The sequence below is a fragment of the Aquitalea sp. genome, assembly GCF_030150775.1.
Lineage (GTDB): Bacteria > Pseudomonadota > Gammaproteobacteria > Burkholderiales > Chromobacteriaceae > Aquitalea > Aquitalea denitrificans.
The window spans coordinates 174,565-196,907 of the sequence record NZ_JASLFG010000003.1; the positions used below are offsets into that span (position 1 = coordinate 174,565).

Sequence of the window (22,343 nt, forward strand, 5' to 3'; positions counted from 1 at the left end):
CCATGAATCAGGAGCCGCTCTACCAGCAGCTGGTCAATGAATGGATCACGCTGATCCAGAACGGCGTGATGCAGGCTGGCGAGCGCCTGCCTTCTGTCCGCAAGGCCTGCGACATCCACAAGGTCAGCCCGTCCACCATTCTGCTGGCCTATCGCACACTGGAAGACCGCGGCTTTATCGAAGCGCGGCCGCAATCCGGCTTTTATGTCAAAGCCGCCGCCAGCCTGCCGCTGCCACGCATGCGCCGCCAGAGCGAAGCCGCGCCCACCGGCGAAGTGGTGGACCATATCGAAGCGGTAATGCGGGTGCAGACGTCAGCTGATTTCATCGACCTGTCGCTGGCCAGCCCGCGCGGCAGCGACTTCTACCCTACCAACCGCTTCAAGCACATCATGGGGCGCTTGCTGCGCCAGCAACCGGAGCTGACCACCGATTACCCCTTCCCGCCCGGCTCGGCCCGCTTGCGCCGCCAGATTGCCCAGCGCGCGGTCAGCTGGGGCTGCGTGCTGGCCCCGGACGACATCGTCATCACCAATGGCTGTTCCGAAGCGCTGCAGCTGGCCTTGCGCGCCGTGTGCAAGCCCGGTGATACGGTGGGGCTGGAATCACCCACCTATTTTTACCTGCTGCCACTGCTGAAAAGCCTGGGCCTGTCGGTGATCGAGATTCCCACCCACCCCAATAGCGGGCTGTCGCTGGACGCACTGGAATTGCTGCTGTCGGAAAAGCGGCTGCAAGCCATCGTGGCCATGCCCACCGTGCACAACCCGCTGGGCAGCACCATGCCGCCGGAAGCCAAGCGCCGGCTGGCACAGCTGGTCAACGACTACCGGGTGCCCCTGATCGAGGATGCGCCGCACGCCGACCTGCATTACGGCAACCAGACGCCGGACGCAGTAAAGGCCTTCGACCGCGATGGCTGGGTGCTGCTGTGCTCCAGCTACAGCAAAACGCTGGCACCGGGTTTTCGCATTGGCTGGATTGCCGCCGGGCGCTTTGCCCGCGAAGTGTTGCAACTGAAATGCGCCAGCTCGCTGGGTCAGCCACGCCTACTGGAAGAAACCCTGGCCGAATACCTGGAAAGCGGTGGTTACGACCACCACCTGCGGCTGATCCGTCGCCATTTCATGAGCCAGATGGAAAGGCTGCGTGGCACGGTGGCCAGCCGCTTTCCACAAGGCACCCGCGCCACCCTGCCCTCCGGCGGCTGCCTGCTGTGGGTGGAACTACCAGCTGGCGTGGACACGCTGGAGCTGTTTCATGCCGCGCTGGCCGAGCGTATTACCGTGGTGCCCGGGGTGATGTATTCGGCGCGTGGCCGTTATCGCAACTGCCTGCGGCTGTCGTGCTGCTATCCGTGGAACGAAGCCTACGAACGGGCGCTGGTGCGGGTGGGCGAGCTGGCCTCCGGCATGGGTGGCAGCGGGCTGATCACGCTGGGGGACTGAAGCATGCAACAAGTCTGATCCTGGTCAGAGCCTGTTACCCGCAGCGTGGCTAAGCTGCCCGGCCCGGTGTCGGACAATTGTCGCTCCGACGTGAATCGACTATGCTCGAAACAGGCCGGACGGCACGCCCCGACCGGCTGTCACACCCGATACACCCCACATCTGCGAGCTATGACCCCATGTGCCAGCTATTAGGCATGAATTGCAATACCCCGACCGACATCCTGTTTTCCTTTGAAGGCTTCCACCGCCGTGGCGGCCTCACCGATCACCATGCCGATGGCTGGGGCATTGCCTTCTTTGAAGGCAAAGGCTGCCGCATCTTTCTGGATGACAAGCCCTCGGTGGAATCCGCCGTCGCCCATCTGGTACGCAATTACCCGATCAAGTCGCAAAACGTCATCGCCCATATCCGCAAGGCCACTCAGGGCGAGGTGAATCTGGCCAACACCCACCCCTTCATGCGCGAGATGTGGGGCCAGTACTGGATTTTCGCCCACAATGGCGACCTGAAAACCTTCCAGCCCGAAGCAGGTTGCCACTTCAACCCGGTAGGCAGCACCGATTCGGAACGGGCATTTTGCTACCTGCTGGAGCAATTGCGCCGCAAATGGTGCAGCGCCCCGCAGTTGGATGAGCTGTTTGCCGAAATCGACCGTCTGGCCGGTGAAATACGCCAGCACGGCGTGTTCAACTTCATGCTGAGCAATGGCGAAGTGCTGTTTGCCCACTGCGCCACCAATCTGCACTACATCATCCGCCAGGCGCCGTTCAACAAGGCCCATCTGGTGGACGACGATGTCACGGTGGATTTTTCCACCGTCACCACGCCCTACGACCGCGTGGCCGTGGTAGCCACCCAGCCGCTGACCGACAACGAAAACTGGACCCAGCTGCAGCCCGGCCAGCTATTGCTGTTCCGTGACGGAGCCCCGCTACAGGCCAGTGCCGCTTGATGCCCTGCTCGCCCGTTAGCAATAAGCCGCCTCCTCCGGGAAGCGGCTTTTTCATTCTCTGCCCGGCACTTCCGCGTTATGCTGCAGCAAAGACCGCTTTTACAAGATGGATAACAACCGCGCCACCGGAGAGACATCATGAGCCGCTTCGACTTCAGCCATCCGCCCTTCGACACCCTGACGCCCAGCGAACAGCAAACGCTGGAAAAACACGCCGACATCCAGTTTTTTGCCGATGAGGAATGCCTGCTCGGCCCCAGCGACCGGGTAGAAGCCCTGTATGTGGTGCTCAAAGGTAGTGTGCGCGAAATGGCGGGCGACGAAGTCATCACCCTCTACCGCGAACGCGATACCTTTGACGCCCGCGCCATGGTGGCCGGCCAGACCCCGCACCGCTTTGTGGTGCACGAAGAAGCCCTGCTCTACACCCTGCCGCGTGACATGGTGATGGCGCTGACCGAGCAGAACCCGCGTTTTGGCGCTTACTTTTATGCCAGCGTGTCGGAGAAATTCGGCAGCATGGCGCAGCGTGCCGGCAACCGCGAACTGCAAACCCTGCTGACCGCCACCGTAGGCGATGTCGGGGGGCGTACCCCGGTGTTCGTGGACGGCAGCACCAGCGTGCGTGAAGCGGCGCGGGTGATGAAGGACAACAAGGTCAAGTCGGTGCTGGTACGCCATGACGGCAAGCTGGGCATTTTCACCACCACCGATTTTCGCGACATCGTGCTCAACGAAGTCCCCGGCAGCACGCCACTGGCCACCCTGTGCCGCTTCGAACTGCTCACCGTCGACGTGGGCGACTTCCTGTTCAATGCGCTGCTGATCATGACCCGGCGCAATATCCGCCGCCTGGTGGTCACCGACAATGGCCAGGCCATCGGCATTTTGTCCCAGGTGGACATCCTGTCCTACTTCTCCAACCACTCCCACCTGATTGCACAGCGGCTGGAACGCGCGGATACGCTGGACGAACTGGCGGAAATCGCCGGTCAGATCACCCGTCTGGTACAAATCCTGTTCAGCCACGGCGTGAAAGCCCCGCAACTGGGCCGGCTGGTGCAAACGCTCAATGCCCGGCTGTTCTCCCGCACCTGGCAACTACTGGCCCCGGCAGAAGTGCAAGACAATAGCTGCCTGCTAGTGATGGGCTCGGAAGGACGTGGCGAACAGATCCTCAAGACCGATCAGGACAATGCGCTGATCCTGCGCAACGGCTTCAACCACCCGGAACTGCCCGCCATCTGCGAAGCCTTTTCCGCCGCACTGGCCCGCTTTGGCTACCCGCCCTGCCAGGGCCAGATCATGGTCAACAATGCCGCCTGGCGGCTGACCGAAAGTCAGCTGCAACAGCAGATTCACCAATGGGTGTATCAGCCGGACGGTGCTGCGCTGATGAACCTGGCCATTTACGTGGATGCCGAAGCCGTAGCCGGCGATGCCAGCCTGCTGGAACGCAGCCATGACTATTTGCTGCAACAGCTACGCGACGATGCCAGCTTTTTCTCGCGCTTTGCCCGCGCCATCGAACAATTCGACACACCGCTGGGACTGTTTTCACACCTGCTCACCAAGGAGCGCAACGGCAAGGCCATGCTGGATCTGAAAAAAGGCGGCATTTTCCCGCTGGTGCATGGTGTGCGTTCGCTCTCGCTGGAACACGGAATCAGCCAATGCAACACCTTCGACCGGCTGCATGCGCTGGCCGAAGCCGGGCACCTGGACAGGGAGCTGGCCAATGAAATTGCCGAATCGCTGTCCTTCCTGCTCACCCTCAAGCTCAGTCAGGGCTTGCAGCAGGTCTCGCTGGGCAAGCTGCCGGGCAACCAGATCGAACCGGACCAGCTCTCCACGCTGGAACGCGACCTGCTGAAAGACGCCCTGGGCGTGGTAAAGAAATTCCGCGCCCAGCTGCGTCATCACTTCCGCCTGGGGAGCTTCTGATGCTGGGCAATCTCAAACGCCAGTGGCAGCGCCGCATGCTGAAGGACCCACGTTATGCCACGCTGTTTGCCGAGGATGAGACGGAAATCGTCAGTGTGGATTGCGAAACCACCAGTCTGAAAGTGCAGGAAGCCGAGCTGTTGTCGATTGGTGCAGTACGGCTGCGCGGCAACCGCATCCTGTCCAGCCAGGCCTTTTATGTGCTGGTAAAACCCACGCGCAAACTGGAAAGCCGCAACATTAGCATTCACGGGCTGCGGCCGATGGATGTGTCGGAAGGTCTGGATGCGGACGACGCGGTACGGCAATTGCTGGACTTCATTGGCGGGCGACCGCTGGTGGGTTACTACCTGGAATACGATGTGGCCGTGCTCAACAAATACGTGCGCAGCATCACCGGCATCAGCCTGCCCAACCGCCAGATCGAGGTATCCGGCCGTTATTACGACTACAAGTTCAAGCAGAACCCGGGGGCGTACATCGACCTGCGGCTGGCGGAACTGATCAGCGATCTGAACGTACCTGCGCTACCACGCCACGACGCGCTGAACGACGCCATTACCGCAGGCATGTTGTACCTGGCCTTGAAACAACGCGGCTTTGGCTGAGCGGCAAGCTGCCGCCTGAAAAACAAAAACCCGGCCATGGCCGGGTTTGTCCTGCATGCCTGCTGTCAGCGCAGGCTCAATAGCCCATTTCCTCGTGCTGGGTTTCTACTTGTGTGCCAGCACCCAGCGACATCATCAGCAAGGCAACGCGCTCGTGTACGATCACGGTATGGCTGTTACCGGAAAACTGCATGAAGCGGCGCAGATCCTCACGCACCTTACGCGAGCCGGTCACGTCGATGATGATGTCCACCTGATCACCCTGCTCGGCAATCTCGATGAAATTGCTGGTTACCGGCACACCGCGTGCCCGCGCCAGCTCGATACCGGGCAGACGCAAATCCAGATCGGCCACCCCGACCATTTCAACAAACGGGGCATCCAGCAGTTGCTGGAGCAGCGGGGTGCCGGTTACACCTGCGCCTATCATGCCGATTCTGTATTTTTCCATATCACCCTCGAAGCGTGCGGCAGATTATGCCTTTAGAATAAGAGCCGACACTCTAACAGCAGCGACAAGGCCCTGATTTGAGACAAATCAAACTGCTTGCAGCCAAAGGAAGCGAAAAGGGAAACACACTGGCCTGACGGGCCAAAAAACCACAATACCCGTCCGGTACGGCACTGCCGCAACAGGACGGGCCCAATAGCAATGCTTGCAGCACCAGACGGGCATGCGCAGATGCAGTGCCGCTAATGCAGGCTTTGCCGAGACAGAAAGCGCAGATAGCCCACGCCCTCCAGCCAGAAGCCGCCATCAGCCAGCGGCGTGGCATCTTCCAGGTCACCCAGCGTCAACACCAAGTCCTGACCATCGACATGGGCTTCCAGCACGATATCATCTTCATCAGCAAATTCTTCCGACCCTCCGTGCTGATCCGGCTTGATAAACTGGTTGTTGACCTGAATGTAATCGGACTCATTCAGCAAGCGCAGGATGTTCATGGCAACCTCCGTGTGATGCAGTTGAGAGACAAGGTCACAGCCGACAGTCACCAGCCAGATGCGTCCGTCAGCTGGCGCAGCACTGTCAGGCTGCTCAGCATCGATCCGCATCTTCCATCACAAGCAGCCAAGCTCGGCCATCGACACCGCCTGGCTGCCCGTTACCACAAAATGGTCCAGCAAACGACAATCCAGCAAGGCCAGCGCGGCACGCAGGCTTTCGGTGAGCGCCCGGTCCGCCGCCGAAGGTTCTGCCACCCCGGATGGATGGTTGTGTGCCACGATCACGGCAGCTGCATTGTGTTGCAGACAGCGCCGTGCTACCTCGCGCGGGTAGACACGGGCCTCGGTGAGCGTACCGCTGGCTACTTCCTCCACGGTAATCACCCGGTGCTGCGCCGTCAGAAACAGCACCACAAATACTTCGATATCGCGCCGACCTATCACCCAGCGCAGGTAGTTCTTTACCGCATCCGGCCCATCCAGCGCATCACTCAGCTTCATTTCTTCGGCAAGCGCCCGGCTCGACAGTTCCTTGCATGCCATCAGCTGCGCATACTTGGCAGCCCCAAGACCTGGGCAGCGCTCAAAATCATCCAACCGGCAACCCAGCAGTGCCGCCAGCGAGCCAAACTGTGTCAGCAATTGGCGCGCCATGTCCACGGCGGTCATCCCCCTGATGCCGGTACGCAGGAAGATGGCCAGTAATTCGGCATCCGACAGGGCCGCCGCACCCTGGGCCAGCAATTTTTCACGAGGACGTTCGGCCAGCGGCCAATCGGTGATGGACATGAATGATTTACCCTTACTCTGGCTATAGCCTGTTTGGAAGCAGTCGGCAAACATCATATCCATGCACCGTCATCCACCCCGCCCGGCCAAGGGCCAGTTGCAAGCCGGCAGCGCGGCTAGCGGGAAATTCCGGTAAACTTTCGGCTTTATTGCACAGTTCCCAGGAAGCCCGATGACAGCCAGACGCATCCTGCTTGGCGTAAGCGGTGGCATTGCCGCCTACAAAACTGCCGAACTGACCCGCCTGCTGGTCAAGGCCGGCCATCAGGTAGAAGTGGTGATGACTGAAGCGGCTACCCGCTTTGTTACCCCGGTCACCTTTCAGGCCCTGTCGGGCAATGCGGTCTACACTGATATTTGGGACCCGCGTCCGGACAATGCCATGGCGCACATCCAGCTGTCGCGCCGTGCAGATGCCTTCCTGATTGCCCCGGCCAGTACCAACCTGCTGTTCAAGCTGGCCCACGGCGTGAGCGATGACCTGATCTCCACCCTGGCCGCCGCCCGCACCTGTCCGCTGATTGTCGCTCCGGCGATGAATCGCCAGATGTGGCAAAACCCGCCCACCCAGCGCAATGTCGCTCAGCTCAAGGCTGATGGCGTGGCCGTATGGGGGCCGGACTCCGGCGCGCAAGCCTGCGGTGAAGTAGGTGAAGGCCGCATGCTGGAACCAGAAGCGCTGGCCGAGATGCTGGAAGGCTTTTTCGTGGCCAAGACCCTGGCGGGCAAAAAAGTGCTGCTCACCGCCGGCCCCACTTTTGAAGCCATCGATACCGTACGCGGCATCACCAATATCAGCTCCGGCAAGATGGGTTATGCGCTGGCACGTGCCTGTCGCGATGCCGGTGCCGAGGTAACGCTGATTTCCGGCCCCACCGGCATGCCGGCACCTATAGGCATGCGCCGCATTGACGTTGACAGTGCCCGGCAAATGTACGATGGCGTGATGCAGGAAGTGGGTCATGCGGACATTTTCATCAGCGTGGCCGCCGTAGCGGACTACCGGGTGAAAAACCGTTCCGAGCACAAGATCAAGAAAGGTGCCGGCCTGCCGGTGATCGAACTGGAAGAAAACCCGGACATCCTGGCTACCGTGGCCAGTCTGCCCGCCGCACCGTTCTGTGTCGGCTTTGCCGCCGAAAGCCAGAACCTGCTGGAATTTGCCGAGAGCAAACGCAAGAAAAAACGGCTGCCGCTGCTGGTGGCCAATCTGGCGCAACACGCCATGGGTGCGGACAGCAACCAGGTTGTGCTGCTGGACGATGCCGGTGCGCATGCGCTGCCGGACCTGCCCAAGCCCGCCGTGGCCCGGGCCATTGTCGAGCACCTTACCCGCCTGCTGCCCCGTTAAGTCGCAACCACAACCCGACCTTGCCCGACAAGGCAGGCCCACGCGGCCTGCCTGCCCATTTCATTTGCAGGAAAACCATCATGAAACCTGTTGTAGACGTCAAAGTGCTGGACCCGCGCCTGCACGACAACCTGCCCGACTACGCCACGCCGGGCTCCGCCGGCCTCGACCTGCGCGCTGCCATCGACAAGGACTTGCTGATTGCGCCGGGTGAAACCCAGCTGGTCCCCACTGGCATGGCCATCCATATTGCCGATCCCAAGCTGGCGGCAATGATCCTGCCGCGCTCCGGCCTTGGCCACAAGCATGGCATCGTGCTAGGCAACCTGGTTGGCCTGATCGACTCGGACTATCAGGGCCAGCTGTTTGTCTCGGTATGGAACCGGGGCCACACTGCCTTCCGCCTGGCTCCGCTGGAACGCATTGCACAGATGATCATCGTGCCGGTGGTACAGGTGGAATTCAACCTGGTGGATGACTTCAGCCAGTCCGAACGCGGCGAAGGCGGCTTCGGCAGCACTGGTCGCAGTTGATGATACATGGCCGGTCAGCACATGGCCGGCCACCTGTTACCACCCTTGTCATTGACTGCCTATAATGAAGCCACCATTTGTCATGAAACAGCTCAGATGCAAGGGATGTGGCCTCAATGGAAATACGCAGTACCTCTTCACTCACCCAGCCATCCACGCTCCCTCTGCCGGAAATCCTGGATAGCCTGGTTGAACTGACGGCCCAGCGCGAGCGCAGAACGCTGGAGATCAGCCTGCTGGCCACGCTGCGCGAGCTGATGGCCGACTGCACCATTGCGCTGTACAACTGTCGCTGGATAGACGGCCACCCCTGGTGGCGCATTCAGTTGGACAGTCTGGAAGAACCCCCCGCACAAAATCAACCCTGGACCCTGCCGGGCAGCAAGATGTTACGCATCCTGTTGCAGCAGGATCAACACCAGGCCATCCACCCTATCGATACCGGCCTGTGTGTACCGCTATACCAGACCAATCAGGTGGTGGCCGTCCTGATGGTGACGCCGTCTGCCCAGGCTGTAGTGGACCACAAACTGCTGATTGCCCTGGCACGCATCCATGAGAATTTTCTCAATCTGCTGCATGCATCTGACAGTGACACCCTCACCGGTCTCTACAACCGACGCAAATTCGACAGCCAACTGTTCTCGCTGGTGGGAGATCCATCTGGTGACAAGCGCCGCATACCGTTGCTGGCCTTGCTGGATATCGATCACTTCAAGCAAGTCAATGACAACTACGGGCATATCATCGGCGATGAAGTCCTGCTGATGCTGGCCCAGCGCATGCAACAGTTTTTTGGCGAGGACGATGGCCTGTACCGCTACGGAGGCGAGGAGTTTGCCATTCTGTTCCACAGCGTCAGCGAGGAAAAAGCCCAGGCTATTCTTGAAGGTTTCTGCACCCGTATTTCCAACCACCCCTTTCCACAAGTGGGCCAGGTAACGGTTAGCATTGGCTTTACCCGACTGGATCAGGGCCTGGTGCCGGCACAAGTCATCGACCGGGCCGACAAGGCGCTGTACTACGTCAAAACCCATGGTCGCAATCAGGTCTACCAGTTTGAAACCCTGTTGCGGCAGGGACTGGTGCAAGAGGTCGAAATCGCCAGCGGCGACATCGACCTGTTCTGAAATCTAAGCAGCGGTCAGCAGCCAGATCAACGCAGGGAAAAGGCCTCGTGGTGGAAACGCGGCGGCACGGCACGGCTGGCCAGTTGGCGCTGCAAGCTTTGCCCCAGACCCTCCGGCCCACAGAACCATACATCCGCAGCCTCAGGCAGCGCTCCGACATCCAGCCGCTGACCATGATCGCTCTCCAGCAAGTGCAGGCGAATACCCAGCCGCTGGCAGGCATGGCGCACCTCATCCAGCCCAGCAGCTTCGCTGGCCTTGCGTACGCAATAAAAAAAATCCACCGGTATGCCCGCGGGCTGCCAGGAAGACTGCAACCAGGCCAGGAAAGGCGTCACCCCCACCCCACCTGCTACCCACACCTGCGGCCCGGACAAGGGACGACCATCCACCCCGCCGGTAAAACCGCCATAAGGCCCTTCCAGCATCACCTTGCTACCGGTTTGCACACGACCAGGCAGGCCTGAGGTGTAATCACCCAGCGCCTTGATGACAAAGCGCAGCTCACCATGCCCCGGCCAGGCCGAGGCAATGGTAAAGGGATGCGCGCCCTCGGCAGCATCCAGTCGCAACAAGGCAAACTGCCCAGACTGATGACCTGGCCAGCGCGGTACATCACAACGGATTTCCAGCATATTGCCCGGCAGAGCCTGCACCGCGGTAACCGTGCCGGCATGACGCTGCAAGCTGCCCACCTTGCGCCGCAGAGAAGCCAGTGCGGCATAGACGCCAGCCAGCAGCAGCACCGCCAGCGCCCAGCCCAGCGGGGTCCACCAGAACGCCGTCGGCGTCAGGATGACGCTATGAAACACCCCCATCAGGTAAACCGGGGCAAACAGCTTGTGCAATTTACGCCAGAAGCCATACGGCACCATGCGCAGCAAGGCAATGATCACCAGCCCCAGCACGGCCCAGGCCGCCCACTCTCCCACCTGCTTGGCCAAGCCAGTCCAGGAAAACACATGCGGATGAAATGACCGCACCTTTGGCGCAATCAGACCCAGCTGGATCAGCCAGCGCGGCGACAGATCCAGCAGCCAATGGGCAGACAGCATCAGTCCTGCGGCAATACCCAGCCGGCGGTGCAGCCGGTACAGCTTGTCCAGCCCGCCCCACAGCCTTTCCAGCCACAGGGGGCGCATGCCCAACAGCATGCCCAGCGACATCAGCATGATCAGCTCCACGCCGCTTAACAGCATGAATTCTCGACGCCAGGCAAAGTAATTGTCCGGCCAGGGAATGTACAGCGCGTGACACAGCACGAAAGCCAGTGCGGTCAGCAACATGGCACTGGTTAGCGGATAGGCAGTCCAGCGAAAAGTTTTCATGTCCAGCGTCCTGATTGGAAAGATTGAGGACATTGGACTACAGCAGCTTGTCCTACCCTTTAAGCAGCAAGGACGAGATGTTGCTTTGTAATAACAGGGAGGCCAGCCTTAACAATTATTCGCAAATCAGCACAAAACCAGCTACACCAGCGGCAGTGCTATTGACATCCACCCCGGCGGCCCCATTTAATTCCCACTTTTAGCGCGCCGTATACTTTGCAGCGTCACACTTACTCTCCCCGAACAGGAAAATCTCATGGCCATTACCGTTAACGGCGTCGAAATCACTGAAGCCATGGTGCAAGCAGAACAGGAAAACCACGCAGATGCGCCCAATCCGCGCGATGCAACCATCCAGGAACTGGTGCTGCGTGAACTGCTGCTGCAAAAAGCCAAGGCCGAAGGCCTGGACGCTGCCAACCCCAATGCAGCCATTGGCGCCCTGCTGGAAAAGGAAATTCAGGTTGATCCGGTAGACGAAGCCACTTGCCGCGCCTTCTACGATCAATACCCGGAACGTTTCGCCGGCGGCGAATCCGCCGTGGCCAGCCACATCCTGTTCCCGCTGGGTGGCGGTGACGAACTGGGCAATATGCTGGCCAAATCCAAGGCCGAAGGCGTGCTGGCTGAAGTACAGGCCAATCCGTCGCGCTTTGCCGATCTGGCTCGCGAACACTCCACCTGCCCGTCCGGCCAGCAAGGTGGCAGCCTGGGCCAGTTTGGCCGTGGTCAGATGGTGCCGGAATTCGAGCAGGCCGTATTCAGTACCGAAGCCGGTCAAATCACCCCCAACCTGGTGCAAACCCAGTTTGGCTACCACATCATCCAGGTCAACGAACGCAACCAGGGCGGTCAGATCAGCTTTGACGACGTCAAGGAACGCCTGCAGCAATACCTGACCCAGATGGCCGGCAACAAGGCCATGCACGAATACCTGGCCAGCCTGGTACAAGCCGCCAAGATCGAAGGCTACAGCATGCCGGCACTGTAATCCGGCCCGCTGTTAGAGCAAGAGCAAAAGCCGGGTTCACCCGGCTTTGTTCCGCCAGAAGATTAAACAAACAAAAATAACTGTTTCAAACAATCATCCAATCCTGTTACATCCGGTCTGTTATCAAGAAGGACACACCCATGCACTTGTTCTGGTTTTTGATTGTAGGTGTACTTGCCGGCTGGCTGGCGGGAGTGCTGGTCAAGGGGGAAGGTTTTGGCCTGCTGGGCGATATGCTGATCGGCATCATCGGTGCCTATGTCGGCGGCTTCCTGTTTCGTGCGCTGGGCTTGAGCGCCCATGGCATGCTGGGCAGCATCATCATGTCCACCATCGGGGCGGTAGCACTGCTGCTGATCGTGCGGCTACTCAAGCGGATATAGCCGTCCGCATCGCCCGTATCAGGCGTGCAGCCTGACCAGCACAACACGGTCTCAGCGGGCCACTGGCGAGCAGCGCAATGCAGACAGCAGTACGTGACCCGCACTTCACCCAGCCAACACCAGAACTCAAGCCCGTGGCGGCTGATTCAGACCGGCCTGAACCGCTGGACGTGCCAGGAAGGCATCCAGCACGCGCTGCACCTCGACAAAATCGGCATAGCCCACCAGTTCGCCGGCACCATAAAACTGCACCAGGTTACGCACCCAGGGCAGGATGGCCATATCGGCGATGGTGTAATCATCGCCCATGATCCAGCTACGCCCCTTCAAGCGGGCATCCAGCACGCCCAGCAGGCGGCGCGACTCCGCCACGTAGCGGTCACGCGGCCGCTTGTCCTCGAAATCCTTGCCGGCAAACTTGTGAAAGAAGCCCAGCTGGCCAAACATTGGCCCCACTCCACCCATCTGGAACATCAGCCACTGGATGGTTTCATAGCGCAGTGCCGCGTCAGCGGGCAGGAACTTGCCGGTTTTCTCCGCCAGATACAGCAGGATGGCGCCGGATTCGAACAAGGCCAGCGGCTTGCCATCCGGACCCTTGGGGTCAAGGATGGCCGGAATCTTGTTATTGGGATTGAGTGACAGGAATTCCGGGCTGAACTGGTCGTTGCTGTCGAAACTCACCAGATGCGCCTCATACGGCAGGCCACACTCCTCCAGCATAATGGACACCTTCACACCATTGGGCGTGGGCAGGGAATACAGCTGCAGACGATCCGGGTGCTGCGCAGGCCATTTGCGGGTAATGGGGAAGGAAGACAGATTGTTCATGAGGATGCCTTTGTAAGTGCCAGCCTGGCTGGCTGCGTGAGAGCGGAAGACAACAATCGCACTTGCATAGTATGGGCAAAGAAGGCCCCAACAAGAACGATTTGCAGAACGCTGTGTTTTGCAACAACGATCAGTGCCCCATCAAACGCGCCAGCACCCAGGCCGCGGCCCGTCCGGGCTGACGGGCTTGCGACCACACCAGATCCACCTGCACCGCCTTGGGCCAGCCGGCCACTTTCAGCTCGGTCAACTCATCCCCGCCAAAGTTGATGGCCAGCCAGCTAGGCAGCTCGGACCAGCCAAAGCCCAGCCGCGTCATTTCCAGCAACAGCAGGTAGCTGGGGGCGGACCAGCAGCGCACACTGAGGGTGGCGCTGGGCGGGCCGTAATAGGTATTGAGCCGCAGTTCACGTTCGGCAGCCAGTTGCTCGCGGCTGACACTGTGCAAGCCCGCCAGCGGATGATTGCTGCTGACATACAAGCTGCTCTGACTGGCATCCGGCATGGGGTAATAACCGATATCCGCCGGATAGCGCGCCAGCCCGGAAACAAAGCCCAGTTGCGCACGACCACTCTCCACCAGGTCGATGACGTCTTCCTTTTCGGCCACCAGGGTTTCCAGCTCCAGCGCGGGGAACTGCTGTTCAAACAGACGCAGCATCTGCTCCAGCGATTCGGACTGAAAAGTATCGGACAGCACGATGGTGAGCCGTGGCTCCAACCCGCCTCCCAGCAGCCCGGCCACCCGACTGAGGGCATCGCCGGCATCCAGCAACTGGCGGGCATGGCTGAGCAATTGCTGCCCGGCCGGAGTGAGCACCGGCTGCCTGCCACTGCGCTCGAACAGGCTGACACCCAGATCAATCTCCAGATTGGCAATGGCCTCACTGATGGTGGACTGACTCTTGCCCAGCCGACGCGCCGCAGCAGAGAACGAACCCAGCTCGGCTGCCGTGCTGAAGGCGGCAATGGCATCTAGCGACCAGGACATATCGGTTTCTCCGATGGATTTTATTTTTTAACTATCCGACAAACCAATCACAATGTCACCCGAATCACCCGATACCACTACTGGAAAGGACAGCACCATGTCTGCCAACGACAAAAAACACCTTGGCGAACGCATATTGCATGCCGTGTTGTATGAAGTCTGCGCCATGGTGATGCTGGTGCCGCTGGCGGCCCTGCTGACCGGCAGCGGAGTCGGCCAGATGGGTGTGCTGGCGCTGATGATGTCTTGCGTGGCCATGCTGTTCAATATGTTGTTCAACGCGCTGTTCGAGCGGGCAGAACGGCACTGGGGCCTGCAACGCACGCGATGGGTGCGCTGCGCACATGCCCTGCTGTTTGAGGGCGGACTGGTGGTGATGCTGGTGCCGCTGGCGGCCTGGTGGCTTGAGACATCGCTGTGGCAGGCATTACTGCTGGACCTGGGCTTTTTCGCCTTTTTCCTGCCCTATACCTATCTATTCAATCTGGCTTACGACCACTTGCGTCAGCGTGTCATGCAAAACCGGCAAACTGCACTGCCACAAACCAAATAAACCAAGGGAGGCCGAGATGAACAACAACGCCTGGATTTTCCTGAGCATCGCCATTGTGGCCGAGGTGGTGGCCACCTCGTCGATGAAGCTGACTGAAGGTTTTACCCGGCTTGGCCCTTCGCTGCTGACGGCTGCCGGTTACATGCTGTCGCTGTACATGTTGTCGCTGACACTGCGTCACGTACCGGTTGGTGTGGTGTACGCCATCTGGTCCGGTGTCGGCATCGTGCTGGTTTCGCTGGTGGCCTGGCAGCTGTACGGGCAGAAGCTGGACTTGCCGGCCATCGTGGGCATGGCCATGATTATTGGTGGTGTACTGGTGCTGAACCTGTTTTCCCGCTCCGCCGTGCACTAAGACAGGCCGACAGGACGCAAGCAAGACAAAGGGGCAGCTGCCCCTTTGTTCATGCATGCCTGTTCAGAGCTGGGCCAGCGGCAAATCGCTCCCCTGCGAGGCCAGCATACCGCCGCACACCTGATTGCGACCGCTGTGCTTGGCCTGATAAAGATAGTTATCCGCCTGTTTTAGCAGATTGCCGATGTCGCTTTCTTCGGTGGCCGCCATGCCGATGCTGACGGTAAAACGCAAATCTCCCAACGGCGTACTGATTTCCAGATTGGCCAGTGCGCGACGCAGCTTATCCAGTTGGCCCAGCATCACCGCCGCATTCACTTGCTGGCTGAGAATGACAAACTCCTCGCCGCCGAAACGGGCGATGATATCGTCCGGGAAAAATGACTCCAGCAGTCGTGCCGTCTGGTAGATCACCCGATCACCCACATCATGGCCGTAACCATCGTTGATGCGTTTGAACAGATCGATATCCAGCACCGCCACGCCGATATCGTGGCGCAGCCCGCTGGCCTGTTCAAAAAAATGCCGCCGGTTGGACAGGCCGGACAGGTGATCCTTATTGGCGGATTCCTTCAGTGCCTGCAGGTTTTCCACAAACTCCACATTACGAGTAACCCGGCAGAAGAATTCTTCGTAATTGAAGGGTTTTTGCAGATAATCATCGGCCCCGGCCTTGATGAAGCGGGCAGTCATGGTGGGGTCCTGGCTGCCGGAGATCCCGATGATGGCCAGATGGGTGTGGTCCAGAAAACGGCGTACGGTGCTGGTCATCCGCACCCCGTCCATGCCGGGCATGTCGTGATCGGTCAGCACCAGCTTGATACCGCGCTCGTGCCGCAGGATGGCCAGTGCCTGTTCGGCATCAGCCGCCTCTATCACCTGGTAAAGATGCCGCTCCAGCTGTGTACGCAGAAACTGCCGCACTGCCTGGGAGTCATCCACCACCAGCACCTTGATGCCGGGGTTGATGCGGATGCGGCGTAGCATCTTCATCACGTACTCGAAGGCCGACGGGCTTTCCTTTGGAATGTAGTCCACCACCGGCATACCCAGTACGCGTTCGCGCGTTGGCATGTCGTTATGTGCGGTCAGCACCACGGTGGGAATGCGGTTTTCCAGCAACAGTGGCAACACCTCACCGCTGGGGGCATCTGGCAGACAGTAGTCTGCCACCGCTGCCATGAAGCGTGGATCTTCGGCCAGCGCCTGGCGTACCTCGGCCAGACTGGTTACCGGCACTGCAACAAAGCCTTGCTTGTTGACCAGACGGCACAGGGGGCGAATCAGCATCAGGCTGTCTTCGATCACGAGAATGCGCGGTGCGTCCATGCGTATGGTGAATTGCTGTCCGTCAAGAAAGATGCATGCATTATTGACGAAGCCCGCCTATCTGTCAGTAAAGCTTGTGTGAAACAAGCAACATCCGCCAGCGCCAGCCGGCTCGGAGAACGCTGCGAAAACAGGTATAATCGACCCATTTTTCCGTATAAAGAAGCGCCATTCATCATGGAACTTGCCAAGAGCTTTGAACCGGGCGATATCGAACGCCGCTGGTACCAACAATGGGAACAGGCCGGCTACTTCAAGCCGAGCATGGACACCAGCAAACCGTCCTTCGCCATCCAGCTGCCGCCGCCCAACGTCACCGGCACCCTGCATATGGGCCACGCCTTCAACCAGACCATCATGGATGGCCTGACGCGCTACTACCGCATGAAGGGCGACAACACGGTATGGATTCCCGGCACCGACCACGCCGGCATTGCCACCCAGATCGTGGTGGAGCGCCAGCTGGCCGAACAAGGCATCAACCGCCACGACATGGGCCGCGAAGCGTTCACCGCCAAGGTGTGGGAATGGAAGGAAAAATCCGGCGGCACCATCACCAGCCAGATGCGCCGCGTGGGCTGCTCGGTGGACTGGAGCCGTGAATACTTCACCATGGACGACGTGCGTGCCGAGGTGGTGACCGAAGTATTCGTGCGCCTGTACGAACAAGGCCTGATCTACCGTGGCAAGCGCCTGTCCAACTGGGATGCCAAGCTGGGCACCGCCATCTCCGACCTGGAAGTGATTTCCGAGGAAGAAGACGGCCACATGTGGCACATCAAATACCCGGTAGTCGGTAGCGAGGAATTTGTCACCGTAGCCACCACCCGCCCGGAAACCCTGCTGGGCGACGTGGCCGTGGCCATCAACCCGGAAGACGAACGCTACCAGCATCTGCTGGGCAAACAGCTGCAACTGCCGCTGACCGGCCGCACCATTCCGGTGATTGCCGACAGCTATGTGGACAAGGAATTCGGCACCGGCTTCGTCAAGATCACCCCGGCACACGACTTCAACGACTACGAAGTGGGCAAGCGCCACAACACCCAGCTCATCAATGTAATGAGCCTGCAAGCCACCATCCTGCCCAAGGCGCAGATCTTCGGCTTTGACGGCAGCGCCCAGGGCAGCATCGAACTGCCGGCCGCCTACGCCGGCCTCAGCACCCAGGACGCGCGCAAGGCCATGCTGGCCGACCTGCAAGCCCAGGGCCTGCTGCTGGACACCAAGCCGCACAAGCTGATGGTGCCGCGCGGTGACCGTACCGGCACCGTCATCGAACCCCTGCTGACCGACCAGTGGTTCGTCGCCATGAGCAAGGTGGGCGAAGGCGACGCCACCGGCCAGTCCATCGCGCAAAAAGCCATCGAAGCGGTGGAATCCGGCGAAGTGCGCTTCATCCCGGAAAACTGGGTCAACACCTACAACCAGTGGATGAAGAACATCCAGGACTGGTGTATCTCCCGTCAGCTGTGGTGGGGCCACCAGATTCCGGCCTGGTACGACGAAGACGGCAATATCGTGGTTGCCCGCAGCGAAGCAGAAGCCCAGGCCAAGGCCCCGGGCAAGACGCTGCGCCGCGAACAGGATGTACTGGACACCTGGTTCTCCTCCGCGCTGGTGCCCTTCTCCACCCTGGGCTGGCCGGAAGAAACCCCGGAACTGAACGCCTTTGTCACCTCCAATGTGCTGGTGACCGGCTATGAAATCATCTTCTTCTGGGTTGCCCGGATGATCATGATGACCAAGCACTTTACCGGCAAGGTGCCGTTCCGCGACGTGTATATCCACGGCATGGTGCGCGACCACGAAGGCAAGAAGATGTCCAAGTCCGAGGGCAATGTGATTGACCCGGTGGACTTGATCGACGGTATCGCGCTGGAACCACTGGTGGAAAAACGCACCACCGGCCTGCGCCGCCCGGAAAAAGCCCCGCAGATTGCCAAGGCCACCGAAAAGCTGTTCCCGGAAGGCATTCCGGCCTATGGCACCGACGCCCTGCGTTTCACCATGGCCAGCTACGCCACCCTGGGCCGCAGCGTCAACTTCGATTTCAAGCGCGCCGAAGGCTACCGCAACTTCTGCAACAAGCTGTGGAACGCCACCCGCTTCGTGATGATGAATGTGGAAGGCAAGGACTGCGGTCAGGACGAAAGCCTGCCGCTGGAATTCAGCTTTGTTGACCAGTGGATCATCGGCCGCCTGCAACAAGCCGAAGCCGACGTCACCAATGCGCTGGAAACCTACCGTTTCGACCTGGCCGCCCAGATCATTTACGAGTTCATCTGGAACGAGTACTGCGACTGGTATGTGGAACTGGCCAAGGTACAGCTGCAAAACGGCAACGAAGCCCAGCAACGCGCCACCCGCCGCACCATCGTGCGCGTGCTGGAAGTGGCCCTGCGCCTGACCCACCCGCTGATGCCCTTCATCACCGAAGAGCTGTGGCAAACCGTCGCCCCGCTGGCCAATGCCAAGCACAGCGACTCCATCATGCTGGCGCAATGGCCGGTGGCCGTGCCGGAGAAGATCAATGCCGAGGCCAACGCCCGCATGGATGGCTTCAAGGACATGGTGAACGCGGTACGCAACCTGCGTGGCGAAATGGGCATCGGCCCGGCCGTGAAGGCCCCGCTGTTCATTGAAACCGGCGATGCCTCGGTAGCGGATTTCATCCCCTACCTGAAGCTGCTGGCCCGCCTGACCGAAGGCAGCATCGTCGCCACCCTGCCGGCGGATGACGCACCGGTGGCCATGTCCGGCAACGCCCGCCTGATGTTGAAAGTGGAAGTGGACAAGGCCGCCGAAACCGCTCGCCTCACCAAGGAGCTGGGCAAGTTGGATGCCGAGCTGGCCAAGCTGACCGCCAAACTGGAAAAACCAGGCTATGTGGACAAGGCCCCGGCGCATCTGGTGGAGCGTGACAAGGCGCAACTGGCAGAGCTGAACGACAAGATGGACAAGGTGAAGGGGCAGCTGGCCAAGTTGGCCTGATTAGCTTCATCCCGCATGCACAGCCCACCGTTTGGTGGGCTTTTTTGTGCCTGGCCTCAAGAAAGACGCATGTGCTAACCAACTATGCAGACCGCAGAAAGAGCACCGGCCAGAAAAACTGGCATAACACGAAAATGGCTATTAATCGACCAGAAGCGATCTTTGACGATAAGTATGCTTTCGGCTCATGTTTGGCGTAAGCTGACCTTACAACTATCTGATTAGACTGCCCACTGCCAAATATGGACCCGCTTTTCATTAATGGATTCATATCATATAAAACAGAGCCAGAATTATGGTTATTTCAGCGCAGGAAAATCCTGCAAAACATACCCACCCCACCAGTATCATTATGAGCTGGACAAAGCTAGCACCACAAAAGCTGCTCAGACTGAGTAGCACCACTTATGCAACAAGACCCGATCAACCCCGTTGAACATGCATGAAAAAAGCCAGCGGCAATGACTGCAGCTGGCTTTTTGAAAAATCTCACATCAGGTCAATGGAACGACCACAGGAGCTGGTGCTTGTGGTTCGCGCGTATCGACATAGCCACCGCTGATAGCCGGCTTCTTCTGCAACAGATCATAACTAATAATCGCAGCTGCATTATCCCACTGATAGCCGACACCAACAGGAATGCCAAATTTCAGATCTTTGGAGAAGGGATAAAAGCTCACACCAGCGGCCCCGATCCCACGATTTTCCTTGCGAGTAGTTGTTGCTTGCAATGTCAACCCTAAACCACCGTCGGATTTATTAGAGTCATACGCGTACGTCACACCAAAAAAAGCGCCAACATCTGCTGCGTGAACATTGATTGCAGCCAGTGACATGGCAGCGGCGAGCACAATTTTTTTCATACAATCCACCCTTGTTGAGCCTATGTTTTTCCAATATAGCAGGTAAAAAATATGTGCCACATGATTTTATACTTCCAACGCGCGTCAAATTATTGCCAAATTAAGGAGCCCGAAGAAAAGGCGACCCGCCGCGCCGCGAAACCCCGCCACAGCTGCAACGCAGGAAGCCTGGCGTGACTGTCTGGGGAGCAATTTAGCCCTCTCAGTGAAGTACAGCCTTATGTTGAGAAAGTGCTTGCCCAATCTCGCACGGCTTGCGTAAACAACCGTAATGCCGTTGGTGGGTGTCGATTGGAGGGATAGTACAAGCAAGCTCCGGGAGCCGCTGGACTCCATTCTGGTAATAGATGGACAAGTCGCCCTTCATCCAGGTGCTGAATGACATAATAATCCGGAACCCAAGCGACCCCAACGCCCGCCAGTGCAGCCTCAACCATCAAAGGTGGAGAGCTCAGGGTGAGGGGGCCATCCACATCCATATCATAGTTGGTCGCTCCTCGTGAGAAGTGCCAACGATATAAGCGTCCACCGGCAAAACGGAAACGGATGCAGCGGTGCCTGGCTAGTTCTTGAGGTGTCTGCGGAGTGCCATGCTGTTCAAGGTATGCCGGTGACGCGACCGCTACAAGTCTCATATCCGGACCAAAGCGAATGGCAATCATGTCGCGTGGCACGTCCTCAAAAAGCCTGACTCCAGCATCGAATCCATCGGCAACGATATCGACAAAGCGCGTATCCACAATAAACTCCACGTGGATCTCAGGGTAGGTCGCGAGAAAATCCGGCAAGACATGCTGAATTAAAGGTTTTGCACTAGCTTCAGCCGCACTAATCCTGATTGAGCCTGATGGGCGATTACGTGAGCTTGAGATTTCATTGACGGCCTCATTCAAATCAGTCATCAGCGGTTGAACACGTCTGTAAAACTGCTCCCCTGCTTCTGTCAGCCCTACTGAGCGCGTCGTTCTGTTAAATAGCCGCGCATTCAGCTTCTCCTCCAAGCCACGAATTGAATGACTGAGCGCCGATGGCGTAAGACCGAGCACCCCTGCAGCCATCCGGAAGTTTCGATGCTCCGCCACCGCAATAAATGCGGTCAGTTCCGACAAATCCGGATGTGCCATAGTTGAATTTCGCTCACTACGCTGTGCAAATTATGCCGCATTGTAGAGTGATATACAGCAATCTACAATCGACTGCATCAAGGCTATCTTCTCCATTTCGGGAGAGGGCTACATGAAAAGGACTGTCCGATGAGCAACAACATCGCAGGAAAAGTGGTCGTCATCACCGGTGCCAGTAGTGGCCTTGGCGAAGCGACTGCCCGCCACCTGAGCGCCCAAGGTGCTGTTGTAGCCCTGGGCGCACGCCGTCTGGAACGCATCCAGGCCTTGGCCGATGAGTTGAATCGTAATGGCGGGAAAGCGATTGCCCTTGCAACCGATGTAACAAAGCACGAAGAGGTAAAAGCACTGGTTGATGCCGCAGTACAGGCTTTTGGTCGCATTGATGTCATGGTTAATAACGCAGGTTTGATGCCGCACTCACCACTTGAGCGCCTCAAGATTGATGACTGGAATCAGACTATCGACGTCAACATCAAGGGGGTTCTCTACGGCATTGCCGCCGCCCTTCCTTATATGCAGCAACAAAAGAGCGGACACATCATTAATGTCTCATCGGTTGCCGGTCGAACAGTCCGTCCTAGCAGTGCAGTTTATGCCGCAACCAAGAGTGCCGTGCTGATGATTTCCGAAGGACTGCGTCAAGAAGTCAAACCTTATGACATTCGAACGACGGTGGTTTCACCCGGTGCCATTGCTACAGAACTACCCAACAGTGTGACGGAACCTGATGTCGCGGGGGCAATCAGCAAGTTCTATCAGCAATATGCAATCCCTGCTGAATCGTTTGCGCGAGTAGTGGCGTTTGCTATCAGCCAACCGCCTGAGGTGGATGTGAACGAAGTGCTATTCCGCCCCACACGGCAAGAAGGCTAAGTCATTGACGCATGCAGC

Annotated in this window: 22 protein-coding genes; 13 read left to right on the forward strand and 9 right to left on the reverse strand. The window is 58.9% G+C overall.

Annotated elements, in window-relative coordinates; all coding sequences use genetic code 11:
- Positions 1–2: 2 nt before the first annotated feature.
- The 4 genes from QVF59_RS01570 to QVF59_RS01585 all read left to right on the forward strand — a co-directional run bounded on the left by QVF59_RS01570 (position 3) and on the right by QVF59_RS01585 (position 4,956).
- The gene (locus QVF59_RS01570; RefSeq protein WP_287876961.1) at positions 3–1,448 is read left to right on the forward strand and encodes an aminotransferase-like domain-containing protein; all 1,446 of its coding nucleotides are present in this window, start codon (positions 3–5) and stop codon (positions 1,446–1,448) included.
- A gap of 179 nt (positions 1,449–1,627) precedes the next feature.
- The gene (locus tag QVF59_RS01575; protein ID WP_287876962.1) at positions 1,628–2,404 is read left to right on the forward strand and encodes a class II glutamine amidotransferase; all 777 of its coding nucleotides are present in this window, start codon (positions 1,628–1,630) and stop codon (positions 2,402–2,404) included.
- 138 nt (positions 2,405–2,542) lie between these two features.
- Positions 2,543–4,348: a putative nucleotidyltransferase substrate binding domain-containing protein gene (locus tag QVF59_RS01580; RefSeq protein ID WP_287876964.1), complete on the forward strand. Its 1,806-nt coding sequence runs from the start codon at positions 2,543–2,545 to the stop codon at positions 4,346–4,348.
- The gene (locus QVF59_RS01585; protein WP_287876966.1) at positions 4,348–4,956 is read left to right on the forward strand and encodes a 3'-5' exonuclease; all 609 of its coding nucleotides are present in this window, start codon (positions 4,348–4,350) and stop codon (positions 4,954–4,956) included. Before QVF59_RS01580 ends, QVF59_RS01585 begins: the two co-directional genes overlap by 1 nt.
- Before the next feature lie 76 nt (positions 4,957–5,032).
- Here QVF59_RS01585 and QVF59_RS01590 read toward each other — a convergent pair whose 3' ends face one another.
- From QVF59_RS01590 to radC, 3 genes are all read right to left on the reverse strand, one after another.
- A complete protein-coding gene (locus QVF59_RS01590; RefSeq protein ID WP_159875591.1) occupies positions 5,033–5,407 on the reverse strand; it encodes an oxidoreductase in 375 nt (124 codons plus the stop codon).
- A 242-nt stretch (positions 5,408–5,649) separates the two neighbouring features.
- The gene (locus QVF59_RS01595; RefSeq protein WP_159875590.1) at positions 5,650–5,901 is read right to left on the reverse strand and encodes a hypothetical protein; all 252 of its coding nucleotides are present in this window, start codon (positions 5,899–5,901) and stop codon (positions 5,650–5,652) included.
- 117 nt (positions 5,902–6,018) lie between these two features.
- Positions 6,019–6,693, reverse strand: coding sequence for a RadC family protein (gene radC, locus QVF59_RS01600; protein WP_159875589.1), 675 nt, complete (start codon positions 6,691–6,693; stop codon positions 6,019–6,021).
- A 172-nt stretch (positions 6,694–6,865) separates the two neighbouring features.
- Here radC and coaBC point away from each other — a divergent pair, with 172 nt between their 5' ends.
- The 3 genes from coaBC (at position 6,866) to QVF59_RS01615 (ending at position 9,707) form a co-directional block, all read left to right on the forward strand.
- Positions 6,866–8,044 carry a bifunctional phosphopantothenoylcysteine decarboxylase/phosphopantothenate--cysteine ligase CoaBC gene (gene coaBC / locus QVF59_RS01605; RefSeq protein WP_287876968.1) on the forward strand — a complete coding sequence of 393 codons (1,179 nt, stop codon included), beginning with the start codon at positions 6,866–6,868 and terminating at the stop codon, positions 8,042–8,044.
- An 80-nt stretch (positions 8,045–8,124) separates the two neighbouring features.
- Positions 8,125–8,577 carry a dUTP diphosphatase gene (gene dut, locus QVF59_RS01610; RefSeq protein WP_159875587.1) on the forward strand — a complete coding sequence of 151 codons (453 nt, stop codon included), beginning with the start codon at positions 8,125–8,127 and terminating at the stop codon, positions 8,575–8,577.
- Positions 8,578–8,693: 116 nt separating this feature from the next.
- The gene (locus tag QVF59_RS01615) at positions 8,694–9,707 is read left to right on the forward strand and encodes a GGDEF domain-containing protein (RefSeq protein ID WP_287876969.1); all 1,014 of its coding nucleotides are present in this window, start codon (positions 8,694–8,696) and stop codon (positions 9,705–9,707) included.
- Positions 9,708–9,733: 26 nt separating this feature from the next.
- Here the strand turns inward: QVF59_RS01615 and QVF59_RS01620 are convergent, their stop codons facing one another.
- Complete coding sequence (locus QVF59_RS01620; RefSeq protein ID WP_287876971.1) at positions 9,734–11,035, reverse strand: ferredoxin reductase family protein; 1,302 nt, start codon at positions 11,033–11,035, stop codon at positions 9,734–9,736.
- Between the two features lie 256 nt (positions 11,036–11,291).
- Here QVF59_RS01620 and QVF59_RS01625 point away from each other — a divergent pair, with 256 nt between their 5' ends.
- On the forward strand, positions 11,292–12,026 hold the full coding sequence (locus tag QVF59_RS01625; RefSeq protein ID WP_159875584.1) for a peptidylprolyl isomerase: 735 nt from the start codon (positions 11,292–11,294) through the stop codon (positions 12,024–12,026).
- Positions 12,027–12,166: 140 nt separating this feature from the next.
- A complete protein-coding gene (locus QVF59_RS01630) occupies positions 12,167–12,409 on the forward strand; it encodes a GlsB/YeaQ/YmgE family stress response membrane protein (RefSeq protein ID WP_159875583.1) in 243 nt (80 codons plus the stop codon).
- 126 nt (positions 12,410–12,535) lie between these two features.
- On the opposite strand, the gene QVF59_RS01635 is transcribed toward QVF59_RS01630, so the two are convergent.
- Together QVF59_RS01635 and QVF59_RS01640 are read right to left on the reverse strand one after the other, a co-directional pair.
- Positions 12,536–13,240 (reverse strand): glutathione S-transferase N-terminal domain-containing protein, encoded by a 705-nt coding sequence (locus QVF59_RS01635; protein WP_287876974.1) that lies wholly within the window; start codon positions 13,238–13,240, stop codon positions 12,536–12,538.
- A 130-nt stretch (positions 13,241–13,370) separates the two neighbouring features.
- On the reverse strand, positions 13,371–14,231 hold the full coding sequence (locus QVF59_RS01640; protein WP_287876975.1) for a LysR family transcriptional regulator: 861 nt from the start codon (positions 14,229–14,231) through the stop codon (positions 13,371–13,373).
- Positions 14,232–14,328: 97 nt separating this feature from the next.
- On the opposite strand from QVF59_RS01640, the gene QVF59_RS01645 reads away from it, so the two are divergent.
- On the forward strand, positions 14,329–14,784 hold the full coding sequence (locus QVF59_RS01645) for a multidrug/biocide efflux PACE transporter (protein WP_287876977.1): 456 nt from the start codon (positions 14,329–14,331) through the stop codon (positions 14,782–14,784).
- Between the two features lie 16 nt (positions 14,785–14,800).
- Positions 14,801–15,139: a DMT family transporter gene (locus tag QVF59_RS01650; RefSeq protein ID WP_159875579.1), complete on the forward strand. Its 339-nt coding sequence runs from the start codon at positions 14,801–14,803 to the stop codon at positions 15,137–15,139.
- A 63-nt stretch (positions 15,140–15,202) separates the two neighbouring features.
- Here QVF59_RS01650 and QVF59_RS01655 read toward each other — a convergent pair whose 3' ends face one another.
- A complete protein-coding gene (locus tag QVF59_RS01655) occupies positions 15,203–16,468 on the reverse strand; it encodes a diguanylate cyclase (protein ID WP_159875578.1) in 1,266 nt (421 codons plus the stop codon).
- 177 nt (positions 16,469–16,645) lie between these two features.
- Between QVF59_RS01655 and QVF59_RS01660 the strand changes: the two genes are divergently transcribed.
- Positions 16,646–19,462 (forward strand): valine--tRNA ligase, encoded by a 2,817-nt coding sequence (locus QVF59_RS01660; RefSeq protein ID WP_287876980.1) that lies wholly within the window; start codon positions 16,646–16,648, stop codon positions 19,460–19,462.
- 494 nt (positions 19,463–19,956) lie between these two features.
- Here QVF59_RS01660 and QVF59_RS01665 read toward each other — a convergent pair whose 3' ends face one another.
- On the reverse strand, positions 19,957–20,325 hold the full coding sequence (locus tag QVF59_RS01665; RefSeq protein ID WP_287876982.1) for a hypothetical protein: 369 nt from the start codon (positions 20,323–20,325) through the stop codon (positions 19,957–19,959).
- Positions 20,326–20,543: 218 nt separating this feature from the next.
- Positions 20,544–21,449, reverse strand: a complete 906-nt coding sequence (locus tag QVF59_RS01670) for a LysR family transcriptional regulator (protein ID WP_159875575.1) — start codon at positions 21,447–21,449, stop codon at positions 20,544–20,546.
- A 129-nt stretch (positions 21,450–21,578) separates the two neighbouring features.
- Here QVF59_RS01670 and QVF59_RS01675 point away from each other — a divergent pair, with 129 nt between their 5' ends.
- Complete coding sequence (locus tag QVF59_RS01675; protein ID WP_287876984.1) at positions 21,579–22,325, forward strand: SDR family oxidoreductase; 747 nt, start codon at positions 21,579–21,581, stop codon at positions 22,323–22,325.
- The last annotated feature ends 18 nt before the right edge of the window (positions 22,326–22,343 follow it).

Coding starts and splice junctions, on each gene's coding strand:
- dut (WP_159875587.1), top strand. CDS start 8,125: ATGAAACCTGTTGTAGACGTCAAAGTGCTGGACCCGCGCCTGCACGAC.
- coaBC (WP_287876968.1), top strand. CDS start 6,866: ATGACAGCCAGACGCATCCTGCTTGGCGTAAGCGGTGGCATTGCCGCC.
- QVF59_RS01625 (WP_159875584.1), top strand. CDS start 11,292: ATGGCCATTACCGTTAACGGCGTCGAAATCACTGAAGCCATGGTGCAA.
- QVF59_RS01640 (WP_287876975.1), bottom strand. CDS start 14,231: ATGTCCTGGTCGCTAGATGCCATTGCCGCCTTCAGCACGGCAGCCGAG.
- QVF59_RS01660 (WP_287876980.1), top strand. CDS start 16,646: ATGGAACTTGCCAAGAGCTTTGAACCGGGCGATATCGAACGCCGCTGG.
- QVF59_RS01595 (WP_159875590.1), bottom strand. CDS start 5,901: ATGAACATCCTGCGCTTGCTGAATGAGTCCGATTACATTCAGGTCAAC.
- QVF59_RS01570 (WP_287876961.1), top strand. CDS start 3: ATGAATCAGGAGCCGCTCTACCAGCAGCTGGTCAATGAATGGATCACG.
- QVF59_RS01575 (WP_287876962.1), top strand. CDS start 1,628: ATGTGCCAGCTATTAGGCATGAATTGCAATACCCCGACCGACATCCTG.
- QVF59_RS01635 (WP_287876974.1), bottom strand. CDS start 13,240: ATGAACAATCTGTCTTCCTTCCCCATTACCCGCAAATGGCCTGCGCAG.
- QVF59_RS01650 (WP_159875579.1), top strand. CDS start 14,801: ATGAACAACAACGCCTGGATTTTCCTGAGCATCGCCATTGTGGCCGAG.
- QVF59_RS01665 (WP_287876982.1), bottom strand. CDS start 20,325: ATGAAAAAAATTGTGCTCGCCGCTGCCATGTCACTGGCTGCAATCAAT.
- QVF59_RS01580 (WP_287876964.1), top strand. CDS start 2,543: ATGAGCCGCTTCGACTTCAGCCATCCGCCCTTCGACACCCTGACGCCC.
- QVF59_RS01585 (WP_287876966.1), top strand. CDS start 4,348: ATGCTGGGCAATCTCAAACGCCAGTGGCAGCGCCGCATGCTGAAGGAC.
- QVF59_RS01670 (WP_159875575.1), bottom strand. CDS start 21,449: ATGGCACATCCGGATTTGTCGGAACTGACCGCATTTATTGCGGTGGCG.
- QVF59_RS01620 (WP_287876971.1), bottom strand. CDS start 11,035: ATGAAAACTTTTCGCTGGACTGCCTATCCGCTAACCAGTGCCATGTTG.
- radC (WP_159875589.1), bottom strand. CDS start 6,693: ATGTCCATCACCGATTGGCCGCTGGCCGAACGTCCTCGTGAAAAATTG.
- QVF59_RS01630 (WP_159875583.1), top strand. CDS start 12,167: ATGCACTTGTTCTGGTTTTTGATTGTAGGTGTACTTGCCGGCTGGCTG.
- QVF59_RS01675 (WP_287876984.1), top strand. CDS start 21,579: ATGAGCAACAACATCGCAGGAAAAGTGGTCGTCATCACCGGTGCCAGT.
- QVF59_RS01645 (WP_287876977.1), top strand. CDS start 14,329: ATGTCTGCCAACGACAAAAAACACCTTGGCGAACGCATATTGCATGCC.
- QVF59_RS01655 (WP_159875578.1), bottom strand. CDS start 16,468: ATGGACGCACCGCGCATTCTCGTGATCGAAGACAGCCTGATGCTGATT.
- QVF59_RS01590 (WP_159875591.1), bottom strand. CDS start 5,407: ATGGAAAAATACAGAATCGGCATGATAGGCGCAGGTGTAACCGGCACC.
- QVF59_RS01615 (WP_287876969.1), top strand. CDS start 8,694: ATGGAAATACGCAGTACCTCTTCACTCACCCAGCCATCCACGCTCCCT.